Annotated in this window: 14 protein-coding genes; all 14 read left to right on the top strand. The window is 60.0% G+C overall.

The window, feature by feature from the left end:
* The first annotated feature begins 4 nt into the window (after window positions 1-4).
* The 14 genes from mnmA to nuoH all read left to right on the top strand — a co-directional run bounded on the left by mnmA (window position 5) and on the right by nuoH (window position 16,997).
* The gene (gene mnmA, locus MMG91_RS03935; RefSeq protein ID WP_305446151.1) at window positions 5-1,138 is read left to right on the top strand and encodes a tRNA 2-thiouridine(34) synthase MnmA; all 1,134 of its coding nucleotides are present in this window, start codon (window positions 5-7) and stop codon (window positions 1,136-1,138) included.
* Window positions 1,135-1,758, top strand: a complete 624-nt coding sequence (gene hflD / locus MMG91_RS03930; RefSeq protein ID WP_310658806.1) for a high frequency lysogenization protein HflD — start codon at window positions 1,135-1,137, stop codon at window positions 1,756-1,758. Before mnmA ends, hflD begins: the two co-directional genes overlap by 4 nt.
* Window positions 1,759-1,885: 127 nt before the next feature.
* The gene (gene purB / locus MMG91_RS03925; RefSeq protein WP_020799537.1) at window positions 1,886-3,256 is read left to right on the top strand and encodes an adenylosuccinate lyase; all 1,371 of its coding nucleotides are present in this window, start codon (window positions 1,886-1,888) and stop codon (window positions 3,254-3,256) included.
* An 86-nt stretch (window positions 3,257-3,342) separates the two neighbouring features.
* Entirely contained in the window at window positions 3,343-4,512 is a 1,170-nt protein-coding gene (locus MMG91_RS03920; RefSeq protein ID WP_305446153.1) for a cupin domain-containing protein, read from the top strand.
* Complete coding sequence (locus MMG91_RS03915; RefSeq protein WP_007905044.1) at window positions 4,505-4,930, top strand: GNAT family N-acetyltransferase; 426 nt, start codon at window positions 4,505-4,507, stop codon at window positions 4,928-4,930. The genes MMG91_RS03920 and MMG91_RS03915 overlap by 8 nt, the downstream gene beginning before the upstream one ends.
* Window positions 4,931-5,084: 154 nt before the next feature.
* A complete protein-coding gene (locus MMG91_RS03910; RefSeq protein WP_310658805.1) occupies window positions 5,085-5,846 on the top strand; it encodes a secretin N-terminal domain-containing protein in 762 nt (253 codons plus the stop codon).
* A gap of 512 nt (window positions 5,847-6,358) precedes the next feature.
* Entirely contained in the window at window positions 6,359-7,684 is a 1,326-nt protein-coding gene (gene aceA / locus MMG91_RS03905) for an isocitrate lyase (protein WP_007905048.1), read from the top strand.
* A gap of 649 nt (window positions 7,685-8,333) precedes the next feature.
* Window positions 8,334-8,747, top strand: coding sequence for an NADH-quinone oxidoreductase subunit A (locus MMG91_RS03900; RefSeq protein WP_007905050.1), 414 nt, complete (start codon window positions 8,334-8,336; stop codon window positions 8,745-8,747).
* A gap of 10 nt (window positions 8,748-8,757) precedes the next feature.
* A complete protein-coding gene (locus tag MMG91_RS03895; protein ID WP_008014893.1) occupies window positions 8,758-9,432 on the top strand; it encodes an NADH-quinone oxidoreductase subunit B family protein in 675 nt (224 codons plus the stop codon).
* Between the two features lie 72 nt (window positions 9,433-9,504).
* On the top strand, window positions 9,505-11,289 hold the full coding sequence (gene nuoC / locus MMG91_RS03890; RefSeq protein ID WP_310658804.1) for an NADH-quinone oxidoreductase subunit C/D: 1,785 nt from the start codon (window positions 9,505-9,507) through the stop codon (window positions 11,287-11,289).
* A gap of 2 nt (window positions 11,290-11,291) precedes the next feature.
* Window positions 11,292-11,789, top strand: a complete 498-nt coding sequence (gene nuoE, locus MMG91_RS03885) for an NADH-quinone oxidoreductase subunit NuoE (protein WP_007940871.1) — start codon at window positions 11,292-11,294, stop codon at window positions 11,787-11,789.
* Window positions 11,786-13,141 (top strand): NADH-quinone oxidoreductase subunit NuoF, encoded by a 1,356-nt coding sequence (nuoF, locus tag MMG91_RS03880; RefSeq protein WP_310658803.1) that lies wholly within the window; start codon window positions 11,786-11,788, stop codon window positions 13,139-13,141. The genes nuoE and nuoF overlap by 4 nt, the downstream gene beginning before the upstream one ends.
* 137 nt (window positions 13,142-13,278) lie before the next feature.
* Window positions 13,279-15,993 (top strand): NADH-quinone oxidoreductase subunit NuoG, encoded by a 2,715-nt coding sequence (gene nuoG, locus MMG91_RS03875; RefSeq protein WP_310658802.1) that lies wholly within the window; start codon window positions 13,279-13,281, stop codon window positions 15,991-15,993.
* Entirely contained in the window at window positions 15,990-16,997 is a 1,008-nt protein-coding gene (gene nuoH / locus MMG91_RS03870) for an NADH-quinone oxidoreductase subunit NuoH (RefSeq protein WP_007905066.1), read from the top strand. Before nuoG ends, nuoH begins: the two co-directional genes overlap by 4 nt.
* Window positions 16,998-16,999 lie beyond the last annotated feature (2 nt).

Genomic DNA, 16,999 nt, shown 5'->3' with positions numbered 1-16,999 from the left:
CCCTATGCGTGATCCAGCCCCTTCTACCACACAAAAGAAGCGCGTCATTGTCGGTATGTCCGGCGGCGTGGACTCTTCCGTTTCCGCTCTCCTGCTGATCGAGCAGGGCTATGAGGTGGAAGGCCTGTTCATGAAGAACTGGGAAGAAGACGATGGAACGGAATACTGCACCGCCATGGATGACCTGGCGGACGCTCAGGCCGTGTGCGACAAGATTGGCATCAAGCTGCACACCGCCAACTTCGCCGCCGAGTACTGGGACAACGTGTTCGAGCATTTCCTGGCCGAGTACAAGGCTGGTCGCACGCCGAACCCGGACATCCTCTGCAACCGCGAAATCAAGTTCAAGGCGTTTCTCGACTACGCCATGATGCTCGGCGCCGACCTGATTGCCACCGGCCACTATGTGCGCCGCCGCGACATCGATGGTCGCACCGAATTGCTCAAGGGCCTGGACCCGAACAAGGACCAGAGCTACTTCCTGCACGCCGTCGGCGGCGAACAGATCGCCAAGACGCTGTTCCCGGTCGGCGAGCTGGAAAAACCCGAAGTCCGTGCGATTGCCGAGAAACACGACCTGGCCACCGCGAAGAAAAAGGATTCCACCGGGATCTGCTTTATCGGCGAACGCCGCTTCAGCGACTTCCTCAAGCAATACCTGCCGGCCCAGCCAGGCGAGATCAAGACCACCGAAGGCGAAGTCATCGGCCGTCACCACGGCTTGATGTACCACACCATCGGCCAGCGTCAGGGCCTGGGCATCGGTGGCCTGAAAGACGCCAGCGACGAGCCGTGGTATGTGCTGATCAAGGATCTGGAACACAACGAACTGATCGTTGGCCAGGGCAATGACCACCCTTATTTGTTCTCCCGCGCCCTGCTCGCCTCGGACATCTACTGGGTCAACCCGATCGACTTGACCGAGCCGCGCAAATTGACCGCCAAGGTGCGTTATCGCCAGAGCGACCAGCCTTGTACGCTGGAAAAGACCGCCACCGGCTACCGCGCGACCTTCGATGACCCGCAACGCGCGGTCACCCCAGGCCAATCCGTGGTGTTCTACGACGGTGAAATCTGCCTCGGCGGCGGCGTAATTGAAGTGGCCGAACCCTGGACCAGCAAGGGTCAGCGTTCATGAGCCCGACTCAGGAGCAACTGACAGCCCTGGGCGGTGTGTTTCTCGCCGCCGTACTGGTCGACAAGATCGCCAAGACCGGCCAGACCAACGAAGCCGGCCTGACCTGCATGCTCGGCAGCCTGTTGATTCGCGACCCCAAGGACACGCTGGAAGTCTATGGCGGTGACGACATCAACCTGCGTGACGGTTACCGCGCGCTGATCGGCGCCCTGGAGCGCGACCCCAGCACCCTTCAGCGCGAACCGCTGCGCTATGCCCTGTCAATGCTGGGCCTGGAGCGTCAGTTGGCCAAACGTGGCGACATGCTGGACGAGATCGGTAAGCGTCTGCCGCAGATTCAGGCTCAGGTCGAGCACTTCGGCCCGGCTCATGAAAATGTGATCGCCGCCTGTGGCGCGCTGTATCAGGACACCCTGAGCACCCTGCGCCAACGGATTCAGGTGCATGGCGACATGCGCAACCTGCAGCAACCGAGCAATGCCTCGAAGATTCGCGCGCTGCTGCTGGCCGGAATCCGCTCGGCACGCCTGTGGCGGCAGTTGGGTGGTCATCGCTGGCAGTTGGTGATCAGCCGGCGCAAATTGCTTAAAGAGCTTTACCCGCTGATGCGCAGCAGCTGAACCGCGCCCGCAATACCGCTTTGTAGTCAGTAACGCGTAATACGCCGGTCAGTTGGCAACGGACCGGCGGATTTTTTCATGTATGATACGCGCCCCATTTCGTTGCCCGACTGTCCGAGAACACCCCATGCAGCTCTCTTCGCTCACTGCGGTTTCCCCTGTTGACGGCCGCTACGCCGGCAAAACCCAGGCCCTGCGCCCAATTTTCAGCGAATACGGTCTGATCCGTGCTCGCGTTCTGGTTGAAGTGCGCTGGCTCCAGCGCCTGGCCGCTCACCCTGCCATCAGCGAAGTGCCGGCGTTCTCCGCCGAAGCCAACGCGGTGTTGAACACCCTGGCGGAAAACTTCTCTCTGGAGCACGCCGAGCGTGTCAAAGAGATCGAGCGCACCACCAACCACGACGTCAAAGCCATTGAGTACCTGCTCAAAGAGCAAGCGGCCAAGTTGCCGGAACTGGCTGCCGTCAGCGAATTCATCCACTTTGCCTGCACCAGCGAGGACATCAACAACCTGTCCCACGCCCTGATGCTGCGCGAAGGCCGTGATGACGTGATGCTGCCGCTGATGCGCCAGACTGCCGAAGCCATTCGCGAGCTGGCCATCCGCTTCGCTGACGTGCCGATGCTGTCGCGCACCCACGGTCAACCGGCATCGCCGACCACCCTGGGCAAAGAGCTGGCGAATGTGGTTTATCGTCTGGAGCGCCAAATCGCTCAAGTCGCCGCCGTTCCGCTACTGGGCAAGATCAACGGTGCTGTCGGCAACTACAACGCTCACTTGTCGGCCTACCCTGAGATCGACTGGGAAGCCAACGCCCGCGCCTTCATCGAAGACGAGCTGGGCCTGGGCTTCAACCCGTACACCACGCAGATCGAACCGCACGACTACATCGCCGAGCTGTTCGACGCGATCGCACGCTTCAACACCATCCTGATCGACTTCGACCGCGACATCTGGGGCTACATCTCTCTGGGTTATTTCAAACAGCGCACCATCGCTGGCGAAATCGGTTCGTCGACTATGCCGCACAAGGTCAACCCGATCGACTTCGAAAACTCCGAAGGCAACCTGGGCATCGCCAACGCACTGTTCCAGCACCTGGCGAGCAAGCTGCCGATCTCCCGCTGGCAGCGTGACCTGACCGACTCCACCGTACTGCGCAACCTCGGTGTCGGCTTCGCCCACAGCGTGATCGCGTACGAAGCCAGCCTCAAAGGCATCAGCAAGCTGGAGCTCAACGAGCAGAAGATTGCCGCTGACCTGGACGCGTGCTGGGAAGTGTTGGCCGAGCCGATCCAGACCGTGATGCGCCGCTACAACATCGAAAACCCGTACGAAAAGCTGAAAGAACTGACTCGCGGCAAAGGCATCAGCCCTGAAGCGCTGCAGACTTTCATCGACGGCCTGGACATGCCAGCCGCCGCCAAGGCCGAGCTGAAACTGCTCACCCCGGCAAACTACATCGGCAACGCCGTGGCGCAAGCCAAACGCATCTGATCGACCGCTCTACCCGTTTGAGACGCCCGGCAGCGCCGGGCGTTTTTATTCCCGTCTGAAAAGTGCTTTTTTTCAATAGGTTACACATGAATCCTGACATTCCTCTTCAACTTCTGGGCGGCATCACGGCGCGCGAATTCTTGCGTGACTACTGGCAGAAAAAACCCCTGCTGATCCGCCAGGCGATTCCTGATTTCGAAAGCCCGATTGACGCCGACGAACTGGCCGGCCTGGCGCTGGAAGAAGAAGTCGAATCGCGCCTGGTGATCGAGCACGGCGAGCGCCCTTGGGAATTGCGCCGCGGCCCGTTCGCTGAAGACGAATTCAGCAAACTGCCGGAACGCGAATGGACTCTGCTGGTGCAAGCCGTCGACCAATTCGTGCCGGAAGTCGCTGAGCTGCTGGAGAACTTCCGCTTTCTGCCGAGCTGGCGTGTCGACGATGTGATGATCAGCTTTGCCGCCCCCGGTGGCAGTGTTGGCCCGCACTTCGACAACTACGATGTGTTCCTGCTGCAGGGTCACGGCAAGCGCAACTGGAAAATCGGCCAGATGTGCGATTCCGAGAGCCCGTTGCTGCAACACGCCGACCTGCGCATCCTCGCCGATTTCGAAGCCACCGATGAGTGGGTTCTGGAACCGGGCGACATGCTCTACCTGCCGCCGCGCCTGGCTCACTGCGGCGTGGCCGTCGACGACTGCATGACTTACTCGGTCGGTTTCCGCGCGCCGAGCGCCGCTGAAGTGCTGACTCACTTCACCGATTTCCTCAGCCAGTTCCTGTCGGACGAAGAGCGTTACACCGACGCCGACGCCCTGCCAGCGGCCGATCCTCATCAGATCCAGCACGACGCCCTCGATCGCCTGAAAAGCCTGCTGGCCGAGCACATGAGCGACGAGCGCCTGCTGCTGACCTGGTTCGGCCAGTTCATGACCGAGCCGCGCTACCCGGAACTCGTGGTTGGCCCGGAAGAAATCGAAGAAGACGATCTGCTCGCCAGCCTCGAGCAAGGCGCGGTGCTGATCCGCAACCCGAGCGCGCGCCTGGCCTGGTCGGAAGTTGATGACGATCTGCTGCTGTTTGCCAGCGGTCAGAGCCGTTATCTGCCGGGCAAACTGCGCGAGCTGCTGAAGATGATCTGCGCCGCCGATGCACTGCACGTCGATAATCTCGGCGATTGGCTGAGCGATGAAGACGGCCGCGGCCTGCTGTGTGAACTGATCAAGCAGGGAAGCCTGGGGTTTGCCGATGAATAAAATTCACGTTCGTGTCGCAGACTGGCAAAAGGATAACGCCGAGATCCGGCGCATTCGTGAGACGGTGTTCATCGCCGAGCAATCCGTTCCGCCTGAGCTGGAATGGGATGCTGATGACGCAACGGCAGTCCACTTTCTGGCCTTTGAAGGCGACTTCCCGATCGGCACCGCTCGGCTGTTGCCCGATGGTCACATCGGCCGGGTGTCGGTGCTCAAGGACTGGCGCGGCTTGAAAGTCGGCGATGCGCTGATGCAAGCGGTGATCGGTGAGGCCGAGGAGCGCGGACTGAAGCAGCAGATGCTGAGCGCGCAAGTGCAGGCCACGGCGTTCTATGAGCGCTTGGGTTTCAGCATGGTCAGTGAGGAATTCCTGGAAGCCGGGATTCCGCATGTGGACATGGTGCGTCATTCGGCTTAATACCCTGTAACTGATCGTTCCCACGCGTGGGAACGATCACAAAACGCCCCGCCATCCCCGGATGCCGGGGCGTTTTGCTGTCTGTGATTCAACTCGCACCACGCCGGGCCGACAAACTGGCAATATCAAACCTTTGATTTGCGGAGAAACGGACATGTCCCTACGCACCCTGCTCACCACGCTGCTGCTGACCTGCAGTTTTTCGGTCATGGCCGCCACCGAGATCGTGCCCCTGAACTATCGCACCAGCGCCGACCTGCTGCCGGTGGCGCAGAATTTCATCGGCAAGGACGGCCAGGTCAGCGCCTACGGTAATCAGCTGATCGTCAACGCAGAACAGCGCAAGATCGACGAACTTAAGGCCTTGATCGGCCAACTCGACGTGGCCGCCAAGCGCTTGTTGATCACCGTCGACACCAACGAAAACAACTTCCAGGGCGATCAGGGGTATTCGGTGAACGGTGCCAAGCCGAACCAGACTCGCATCATCAACCGCAGCACCGACAGCCGTGACGGCGGTATCCAGCAGGTTCAGGCCAGCGAAGGTACACCGGCGCTGATCCAGGTCGGCCAGAGCGTGCCGCTCACCAGCACCCAGACTGACAGCTATGGCGACCTGCGCAGCCAGACTGAATACCGCAATGTCACCCAAGGCTTCTACGTCACCGCCAGCGTCACCGGCGACATCGTTCATCTGGCAATCAGTACTAACCGTGACCGGATGAACCAGGAACGTCCCGATGTAGTGAACGTGCAAAGTACCGACACAACGGTCAGCGGCCGACTGGGCGAGTGGATCACCCTGGCCGGCGTAAATCGCCAGACTCAGGCCGACAAACAGGGCCTGACCCGCAGCTACTCGACTCAGGGCCGGGACGACATGACTCTGCGGGTGAAAGTCGATACGTTGGACTAAAGCACCAAAAACTGACTGATTAGTCGTATTAGACCAAAGATGTAGTGCTATAAAAAAAGCACTACAAAACGTTTGACGAGCCAAAAAAGCAAAGGCATGATGGCCTCGCTCCCGCTAATCAGAGGCCCTGGCAAGGGCTTTCGAGTTGTTGTTCGCACCTACCCCGCGAGCCGATTCGTGTCTGTACCGCCCACAAGGTGTGTTTGACGAGGTTGCCGACTGGAACGAAGTTGTCCCGAGGGACGGAAGCGTATTAGGTAACCCGGCTGCACACTGAAGTTCGCACCAAGGCCCACGACGCCCGAATGCGCTCGCCAGTTCGCCCTTACCTGCTCACTTCCCCCCCCCGAGCCCATCGTTCATCCCGTCGCCTTCCCCGCCGAACCCGACTTGACCGCCTAAGCTTCTGGTCAGCGAGCAGCCTTTTACGCCCCTTTGAAATGCGTACTTGGCACGCAGGAACTGTCCACCCAGAACCACTTTCGATTAAAGACGCGACGAGGTTTATCTCCATGGCACTGACACGCGAACAGCAAATTGCAGCCCTCGAAAAAGATTGGGCTGAAAACCCGCGCTGGAAAGGCGTGACACGCAATTACTCCGCTGCTGACGTCGTCCGTCTGCGTGGCTCGGTTCAACCTGAGCACACCTTTGCAAAAATGGGCGCCGACAAGCTTTGGAACCTGGTCACCCAGGGTGCCAAGCCGTCCTTCCGCCCCGAGAAAGATTTCGTCAACTGCATGGGCGCCCTGACCGGCGGCCAGGCTGTACAACAAGTCAAAGCCGGTATCCAGGCGATCTACCTGTCGGGCTGGCAAGTGGCTGCGGACAACAACTCCGCCGAATCGATGTACCCGGACCAGTCGCTGTACCCGGTGGATTCGGTTCCGACCGTGGTCAAGCGCATCAACAACTCGTTCCGTCGCGCTGACCAGATCCAGTGGAAAGCCGGCAAGAACCCGGGCGACGAAGGTTACATCGACTACTTCGCACCGATCGTGGCTGACGCTGAAGCCGGCTTCGGTGGCGTACTGAACGCTTACGAGCTGATGAAGAGCATGATCGAAGCAGGCGCCGCCGGCGTTCACTTCGAAGACCAACTGGCTTCCGTGAAAAAATGCGGCCACATGGGCGGCAAGGTACTGGTTCCGACCCAGGAAGCCGTGCAGAAGCTGACCGCTGCTCGTCTGGCAGCTGACGTTGCTGGTACACCGACCATCATCCTGGCCCGTACCGACGCTAACGCAGCCGATTTGCTGACGTCCGACTGCGACCCGTACGACCAGCCATTCGTGACTGGCGAACGTACTCAGGAAGGCTTCTACAAAGTGCGCGCCGGTCTCGACCAGGCCATCGCTCGCGGCCTGGCCTACGCACCGTTCGCCGACCTGATCTGGTGCGAAACCGCCAAGCCGGATCTGGACGAGGCTCGCCGCTTCGCTGAAGCGATCAAAAAGGAATACCCGGACCAACTGCTGTCGTACAACTGCTCCCCTTCCTTCAACTGGAAGAAAAACCTGGACGACGCGACCATCGCCAAGTTCCAGCGCGAACTGTCCGCCATGGGTTACAAGCACCAGTTCATCACCCTGGCCGGCATTCACAACATGTGGCACAGCATGTTCAACCTGGCGCACGACTACGCCCGCAACGACATGACTGCTTACGTGAAGCTGCAAGAGCAAGAGTTCGCCGACGCCGCCAAGGGTTACACCTTCGTGGCTCACCAGCAGGAAGTGGGCACCGGCTACTTCGACGACATGACCACCGTGATTCAAGGTGGCACGTCCTCGGTGACCGCGCTGACTGGTTCGACCGAAGAAGAACAGTTCCACTGATCTGCTTCGCTTAAGCAAATGGCCCTTGCGGACCGAATAGAAAGCTAACCGCAAAGCCGCTCATTTGACGCCCCGACTGGTTCGGGGCGTTTTTTTTGCCTGCGATTTAACAACCCCGCAAAACCCTGTGGGAGCGGGCTTGCCCGCGATGGCGACCTTTCAGCCAACATCTGCAGCGTCTGACACACCGACATCGCGGGCAAGCCCGACTCCCACAGGGAATGAGTCAACCCACAAAATCCAGACAAAAACATTGATCCAGAGCGGTGTCGCGATCAGAAAAAGAGGGTAAAACGGAGGTGCCTGCTACTTGCAGTAACGCGCATATAAGACAACTTCCCAGCCACTCACCTGTTAAACAGTTTGAAAGCCACGCCAAACAATACTGATTATCATTTAGCGACAACTATGTTCGTTACATTCCCTACAAAACATATTTGACAAAACCCCCGCTAATGCCCGAGCTGCATGGGCTACAGGGCTTTGGAGGTACGCTATGTCCTTATTCTTGTAAATAATTTCGCCATCTGAATTTTACTTGCTCGGTGTTTAGCCATAAAATCACCGCGATTGATTGCTGCGACATATCGTCACTGCTTTGTTTCTTTTCAAGCTCAGAGACCTTTGCTCTCTGTTAAGGATTACCAGCATGCCCGAAGCGACCGGACTCATGGCCCACAACTGGGGCTTTGCCATTTTCCTTCTGGGTGTTGGCGGCCTTTGCGCCTTCATGCTCGGCGTCTCCAGCCTCCTCGGGTCAAAAGCCTGGGGCCGCAGCAAAAACGAACCGTTCGAGTCCGGCATGCTACCTACAGGTGGCGCCCGCTTGCGGCTCTCAGCCAAATTCTATCTGGTCGCGATGCTCTTCGTGATCTTCGATATCGAAGCCCTATTTCTCTTTGCCTGGTCTGTGTCCGTCCGCGAAAGCGGCTGGACCGGATTCGTCGAAGCTCTCGTTTTCATAGCAATTCTGTTGGCAGGTCTTGTCTACCTATTCCGAGTGGGCGCCCTTGACTGGGCTCCGGAAGCTCGTCGTAAGCGGCAAGCGAAGCTGAAACAATGAGGCTTTGGCAATGCAATACAATCTCACCAGGATCGACCCCGATGCTCCTAACGAGCAGTATCCGATTGGCAAACGGGAAACCGTTTCCGATCCGTTAGAAGATCAAGTTCACAAAAACATTTTCATGGGCAAGCTCGAAGACGTGCTCAACGGCACGATCAACTGGGGGCGCAAGAACTCCCTGTGGCCGTATAACTTCGGTCTTTCGTGCTGCTACGTGGAAATGACCACCGCCTTCACGGCGCCCCACGACATCGCGCGCTTTGGCGCCGAGGTTATCCGGGCATCGCCGCGTCAGGCGGATTTCATGGTTATCGCCGGTACCTGCTTCATCAAGATGGCGCCGATCATTCAGCGTCTCTACGAGCAAATGCTCGAGCCTAAATGGGTCATCTCCATGGGTTCGTGCGCCAACTCCGGTGGCATGTACGACATCTACTCCGTCGTTCAAGGGGTGGACAAGTTCCTGCCCGTGGACGTCTACGTGCCTGGCTGCCCACCCCGCCCTGAAGCTTTTCTGCAAGGCTTGATGCTGTTGCAGGAGTCGATTGGCCAGGAGCGTCGCCCACTTTCCTGGGTCGTTGGCGATCAAGGCGTTTACCGCGCCGAGATGCCTTCGCAAAAGGAACAGCGCCGCGAACAGCGTATTCAGGTAACCAACCTGCGCAGCCCCGACGAAGTCTGATCCAGATCTGTTCTTACAAAGAAACGAGAAACTGGCTTCATTCTTTACGTTGACCGAAAGCGATAAATAACCATGACTACAGGCAGTGCTCTGTACATCCCGCCTTATAAGGCAGACGACCAGGATGTGGTCGTCGAACTGAACAATCGTTTTGGCCCGGAGGCGTTCAGCGCCCAGCCGACCCGCACCGGCATGCCGGTGCTTTGGGTTGCCCGCGCCAAACTCGTCGAAGTCCTGACTTTCCTGCGCAACCTGCCCAAGCCGTACGTCATGCTCTATGACCTGCACGGCGTGGACGAGCGTCTGCGCACCAAGCGTCAAGGGCTGCCAAGCGGCGCCGACTTCACTGTGTTCTATCACTTGATGTCGATCGAACGTAATAGTGACGTAATGATCAAGGTCGCCTTGTCCGAGAGCGACCTCAACCTGCCGAGCGTCACCAGCATCTGGCCGAACGCCAACTGGTACGAGCGTGAAGTGTGGGACATGTACGGCATCCACTTTGCCGGTCACCCGCACCTGACCCGTATCATGATGCCGCCCACCTGGGAAGGTCACCCGCTGCGCAAGGACTTCCCGGCCCGTGCCACCGAGTTCGACCCGTTCAGCCTGACCCTGGCCAAGCAACAGCTCGAGGAAGAAGCCGCGCGCTTCAAGCCTGAAGACTGGGGCATGAAGCGTTCCGGGCCGAACGAGGACTACATGTTCCTCAACCTGGGTCCCAACCACCCTTCGGCGCACGGTGCGTTCCGTATCATCCTGCAGCTGGACGGTGAAGAGATCGTCGACTGCGTGCCGGACGTCGGTTACCACCACCGTGGTGCCGAGAAGATGGCCGAGCGTCAGTCCTGGCACAGCTTCATTCCGTACACCGACCGTATCGACTACCTCGGCGGCGTGATGAACAACCTGCCGTACGTGCTCTCGGTCGAGAAGCTGGCCGGCATCAAGGTGCCCGAGAAGGTCGACGTCATCCGCATCATGATGGCCGAGTTCTTCCGGATCACCAGCCACTTGCTGTTCCTGGGGACTTACATCCAGGACGTCGGCGCCATGACCCCGGTGTTCTTCACCTTCACCGACCGTCAGAAGGCGTACACGGTGATCGAAGCCATCACCGGTTTCCGTCTGCACCCGGCCTGGTACCGCATCGGTGGCGTCGCCCACGACCTGCCGCGCGGCTGGGAAAAACTGGTCAAGGATTTCGTCGAGTGGATGCCAAAGCGTCTGGACGAATACCAGAAAGCCGCACTGGACAACAGCATCCTGCGTGGCCGGACCATCGGCGTCGCCGCCTACAACACCAAAGAAGCCCTGGAATGGGGCGTCACCGGTGCCGGCCTGCGTTCGACCGGTTGCGATTTCGACCTGCGTAAGGCTCGCCCTTACTCCGGCTACGAGAACTTCGAATTCGAAATCCCGTTGGCGGCCAATGGCGATGCCTACGACCGTTGCATCGTTCGCGTCGAAGAAATGCGCCAGAGCCTCAAGATCATCGAGCAGTGCATGCGCAACATGCCGGAAGGCCCGTACAAGGCGGATCACCCGCTGACCACGCCGCCGCCCAAAGAGCGCACGCTGCAGCACATCGAGACCCTGATCACGCACTTCCTGCAAGTTTCGTGGGGCCCGGTCATGCCGGCCAACGAATCCTTCCAGATGATCGAAGCGACCAAGGGCATCAACAGTTATTACCTGACGAGCGATGGCGGCACCATGAGCTACCGCACCCGGATTCGTACTCCAAGCTTCCCGCACCTGCAGCAGATCCCATCGGTGATCAAAGGCAGCATGGTCGCGGACTTGATCGCGTACCTGGGTAGTATCGATTTCGTTATGGCCGACGTGGACCGCTAAGCATGAACAGCCCGCTTATCCAGACAGACCGTTTCGCCCTGAGCGAAACCGAGCGCTCGGCCATCGAGCACGAGCTGCATCACTACGAAGACCCGCGCGCGGCGTCGATCGAAGCCCTGAAGATCGTCCAGAAGGAACGTGGCTGGGTGCCTGACGGCGCGCTCTACGCCATCGGCGAGATCCTCGGCATCCCGGCCAGCGACGTTGAAGGGGTGGCGACGTTCTACAGCCAGATCTTCCGTCAACCCGTGGGCCGTCACATCATTCGCGTCTGCGACAGCATGGTCTGCTACATCGGCGGCCACGAGTCGGTGGTCAGCGAAATCCAGAGCAAGCTGGGCATCGGCCTGGGTCAAACCACCGCCGACGGTCGTTTCACCCTGCTGCCAGTCTGCTGCCTCGGCAACTGTGACAAGGCGCCGGCGCTGATGATCGACGACGACACGTTCGGTGATGTGCAGCCTGCCGGCGTTGCCAAATTGCTCGAGGGCTACGTATGACCCTGACTTCTTTTGGTCCAGCTAACCGCATCAAGCGTTCGGCCGAGACTCACCCGCTCACCTGGCGTCTGCGTGATGACGGCGAAGCCGTATGGCTCGACGAATACCAGGCCAAGAACGGTTACGCCGCTGCGCGCAAGGCCTTCGCCGACATGGCCCAGGACGACATCGTCCAGACCGTGAAAGATTCCGGCCTCAAGGGCCGCGGCGGTGCAGGCTTCCCCACGGGCGTGAAGTGGGGTCTGATGCCCAAGGACGAATCCATCAACATCCGCTACCTGCTGTGCAACGCGGATGAAATGGAGCCGAACACCTGGAAAGACCGCATGCTGATGGAGCAACTGCCCCATCTGCTGATCGAAGGTATGCTGATCAGTGCCCGCGCACTGAAAACCTACCGTGGCTACATCTTCCTGCGTGGCGAATACACCACCGCCGCCAAGCATCTGAACCGTGCCGTGGAAGAAGCCAAGGCAGCAGGCCTGCTGGGCAAGAACATCCTGGGCAGCGGCTTCGATTTCGAGCTGTTCGTGCACACCGGCGCCGGGCGTTACATCTGCGGTGAAGAAACCGCACTGATCAACTCCCTCGAAGGCCGCCGCGCCAACCCGCGCTCCAAGCCGCCCTTCCCTGCCGCCGTAGGCGTGTGGGGCAAGCCGACTTGCGTAAACAACGTCGAAACCCTGTGCAACGTGCCGGCGATCATTGCCGACGGCGTGGACTGGTACAAATCGTTGGCCCGGGTCGGCAGTGAGGATATGGGCACCAAGCTCATGGGCTTCTCCGGCAAGGTCAAGAACCCTGGCCTGTGGGAATTGCCGTTCGGCGTCACCGGTCGCGAGCTGTTCGAAGACTACGCCGGCGGCATGCGCGACGGTTACAAGCTCAAGTGCTGGCAGCCAGGCGGCGCCGGTACCGGTTTCCTGTTGCCGGAACACCTGGACGCGCAAATGTACGCCGGCGGCATCGCCAAAGTGGGTACCCGCATGGGTACCGGCCTGGCCATGGCGGTGGACGACAGCGTCAACATGGTGTCCTTGCTGCGCAACATGGAAGAGTTCTTCTCCCGTGAATCCTGCGGCTTCTGCACCCCATGCCGTGACGGTCTGCCGTGGAGCGTCAAGCTGTTGCGCGCGATCGAGAATGGTGAAGGGCAAGCCGGCGATATCGAGACCCTGCTGGGTCTGGTCGGTTTCCTCGGCCCGGGCAAGACCTTCTGTGCACACGCACCGGGTGCCGTGGAGCCTTTGGGCAGCGCCATCAAATACTTCCGTCCAGAGTTCGAAGCCGGCATCGCGCCCACCAGCGCCGTCGTCCCGCCTCTGGCAAAGCCGATCGTAGTCGGCGCGTAAACGCTTAAAAAGGCGAAGGGTCCGTGCCCTTCGTCTTCTCGTGTGATGACGCCGTAAACGGCTGTGTTGATTCACGCGAATAACAAGATTCCATTAGCCACGCCCGCTGACACCGGGCCAACGAAGAACTTTGAACCATGGCCACTATCCACGTAGACGGCAAAGAGCTCGAAGTCGATGGGGCAGACAACCTGTTACAGGCATGTCTGTCGCTAGGCCTCGACATCCCTTATTTCTGCTGGCACCCCGCCCTTGGCAGCGTTGGCGCTTGCCGCCAGTGCGCGGTCAAGCAGTACACCGACGAGAACGACAAGCGTGGTCGGATCGTCATGTCCTGCATGACCCCCGCCACCGACGGCAGCTGGATCTCCATCGACGACGAAGAAGCGAAAGTGTTTCGCGCCAGCGTCGTCGAATGGCTGATGACCAACCACCCTCACGACTGCCCGGTCTGTGAGGAAGGCGGTCACTGCCACCTGCAAGACATGACGGTGATGACCGGCCACAACGAGCGCCGTTATCGCTTCACCAAACGCACCCACCAGAATCAGCAATTGGGGCCGTTCATTTCCCACGAAATGAACCGCTGCATCGCTTGCTATCGCTGCGTGCGCTTCTATAAGGACTACGCCGGCGGCACCGACCTCGGTGTGTTCGGCGCCCACGACAACGTGTACTTCGGTCGCGTTGAAGACGGCACCCTCGAAAGCGAGTTCTCCGGCAACCTCACCGAGGTCTGCCCGACCGGTGTGTTCACCGACAAGACTCACTCCGAGCGCTACAACCGCAAGTGGGACATGCAGTTCTCGCCGAGCATCTGCCATGGCTGCTCCAGCGGTTGCAACATTTCCCCGGGCGAGCGTTACGGCGAACTGCGTCGTATCGAAAACCGCTTCAACGGTTCGGTGAACCAGTACTTCCTGTGCGACCGTGGCCGTTTCGGTTATGGCTATGTCAACCGCGAAGATCGCCCGCGTCAGCCACTGCTGGCCAATGGCGCCAAGCTGAGCCTCGACGAAGCGCTGGATAAAGCTGCTGACCTGCTGCGCGGTCGCAATATCGTCGGTATCGGTTCGCCGCGCGCCAGCCTCGAAAGCAACTACGCGTTGCTGGAACTGGTCGGCGCCGAGCACTTCTACTCCGGTATCGAAGCCGCTGAACTTGAGCGCATTCGTCTGGTTGTGCAGGTGCTCAAAGACAGCCCGCTGCCAATCCCGAACATGCGCGACATCGAAGACCACGATGCGATTTTCGTCCTTGGCGAAGACCTGACCCAGACTGCTGCGCGTATGGCCCTGGCCCTGCGTCAATCGGTCAAGGGCAAAGCCGAAGACATGGCCGACGCCATGCGCGTTCAGCCGTGGCTCGATGCCGCGGTGAAGAACATCGGTCAAGATGCGCTGAACCCGCTGTTCATCGCCAGCCTGGCTGAAACCAAGCTCGACGACGTGGCGGAAGAATGCGTTCACGCAGCGCCAGACGACCTGGCCCGCATCGGTTTCGCCGTGGCTCACGCCCTCGATGCCAGCGCGCCGGCCGTTGAAGGCCTGGACGCTGAAGCCCTCGAACTGGCTCAGCGCATCGCCGATGCCCTGCTCGCTGCCAAGCGCCCATTGATCATTGCCGGTACCTCGCTGGGTTCCAAGGCGCTGATCGAAGCCGCGGCGAACATCGCCAAGGCCCTGAAGCTGCGCGAGAAGAACGGTTCCATCAGCCTGATCGTGCCAGAGGCCAACAGCCTCGGCCTGGCCATGCTCGGTGGTGACTCGGTCGACGCAGCCCTGCAAGCGGTGATCGACGGTAAGGCTGACGCCATCGTCGTGCTGGAAAACGATCTGTACACCCGCACCGACAAAGCCAAGGTCGATGCTGCTCTGAACGCCGCGAAAGTGGTGATCGTGGCGGACCACCAGAAGACCGCCACCACCGATCGCGCGCACTTGGTTCTGCCAGCCGCCAGTTTCGCTGAAGGCGACGGTACGCTGGTCAGCCAGGAAGGCCGCGCGCAGCGTTTCTTCCAGGTCTTCGACCCGACTTACCTCGACGCAAGCATTCTGGTTCACGAAGGCTGGCGCTGGCTGCATGCCCTGCGTTCGACCCTGCTGAACCAGCCGATTGACTGGACCCAACTGGACCACGTCACCGCTGCCGTTGCTGCAAGCAAACCGCAACTGGCGCGCATCGTCGATGCCGCACCGTCCGCCGCGTTCCGCATCAAAGGCCTGAAACTGGCTCGCGAACCGCTGCGTTACAGCGGCCGGACCGCCATGCGCGCCGACATCAGCGTGCACGAACCGCGTACTTCCCAGGACAACGACACCGCGTTCTCGTTCTCCATGGAAGGTTACTCGGGCTCGGTCGAACCGCGTCAGCAAGTACCATTCGCCTGGTCTCCGGGCTGGAACTCGCCGCAAGCCTGGAACAAGTTCCAGGACGAAGTCGGTGGTCACATCCGCGCGGGCGACCCGGGCACTCGCCTGATCGAAAGCACCGGTGATTCGCTGAACTGGTTCGCCAGTGTTCCGCGCGCGTTCAACCCGGCTCCGGGCACCTGGCAGGTCGTGCCGTTCTTCCACCTGTTCGGCAGCGAAGAGAACTCTTCCAAAGCCGCGCCGGTTCAAGAACGCATTCCAGCCGCTTACCTGTCGCTGGCCAAGTCCGAAGCCGATCGCCTGGGCGTTAATGACGGTGCCCTGCTGAGTCTGAACGTGGCCGGCCAGACCCTGCGTCTGCCGCTGCGCATCAACGAAGAGCTGGGTGCCGGTCTGATCGCATTGCCAGCCGGTATCGCTGGCATTCCGCCCGCGATCTTTGGCAAATCCGTTGATGGTCTGCAGGAGGCAGCGCTATGACCTTGTTCACTCCTGAAGTGATCGACGTAATCATCGCGGTCCTCAAGGCCATCGTGATTCTGCTCGCCGTTGTGGTGTGCGGCGCGCTGCTGAGCTGGGTCGAGCGTCGTCTGCTCGCCCTCTGGCAGGACCGTTACGGTCCGAACCGCGTCGGCCCGTTCGGCGCGTTCCAGATCGCCGCCGACATGATCAAGATGTTCTTCAAGGAAGACTGGACCCCGCCGTTCGCCGACAAAGTGATCTTCACGTTGGCGCCGGTCGTGGCCATGAGCGCCTTGCTGATTGCCTTCGCGATCATCCCGATCACCCCGACCTGGGGCGTGGCGGACATCAACATCGGCATCCTGTTCTTCTTCGCCATGGCCGGTCTGTCGGTCTACGCGGTGCTGTTCGCCGGCTGGTCGAGTAACAACAAGTTCGCCCTGCTGGGCAGCTTGCGGGCTTCGGCACAAACCGTGTCGTACGAAGTGTTTATGGGCCTGTCGCTTATGGGCATCGTGATCCAGGTTGGCTCGTTCAACATGCGCGACATCGTTGAATACCAGGCGCAGAACCTGTGGTTCGTCATTCCGCAGATCTTCGGTTTCCTGACCTTCTTCATCGCTGGCGTCGCCGTGACTCACCGTCACCCGTTCGACCAGCCGGAAGCGGAACAGGAACTGGCCGACGGTTACCACATTGAATACGCCGGCATGAAATGGGGCATGTTCTTCGTCGGTGAGTACATCGGCATCGTGTTGATTTCAGCGCTGCTGGTGACCTTGTTCTTCGGTGGCTGGCACGGTCCGTTCGGCATTCTGCCGCAGATCCCGTTCATCTGGTTTGCACTGAAAACCGCGTTCTTCATCATGTTCTTCATCCTGCTGCGCGCCTCGATTCCGCGCCCACGGTATGACCAAGTGATGGATTTCAGCTGGAAGTTCTGCCTGCCGCTGACCCTCGTCAACATGCTGGTGACCGCTGCGGTCGTGTTGCTCAACACGCCCGCCGTCGCGGCTCAGTGAGG

This window comes from Pseudomonas sp. JL3, assembly GCF_031570575.1.
Lineage (GTDB): Bacteria > Pseudomonadota > Gammaproteobacteria > Pseudomonadales > Pseudomonadaceae > Aquipseudomonas > Aquipseudomonas cucumis.
This window is presented reverse-complemented; position numbering and strand designations above follow the sequence as displayed.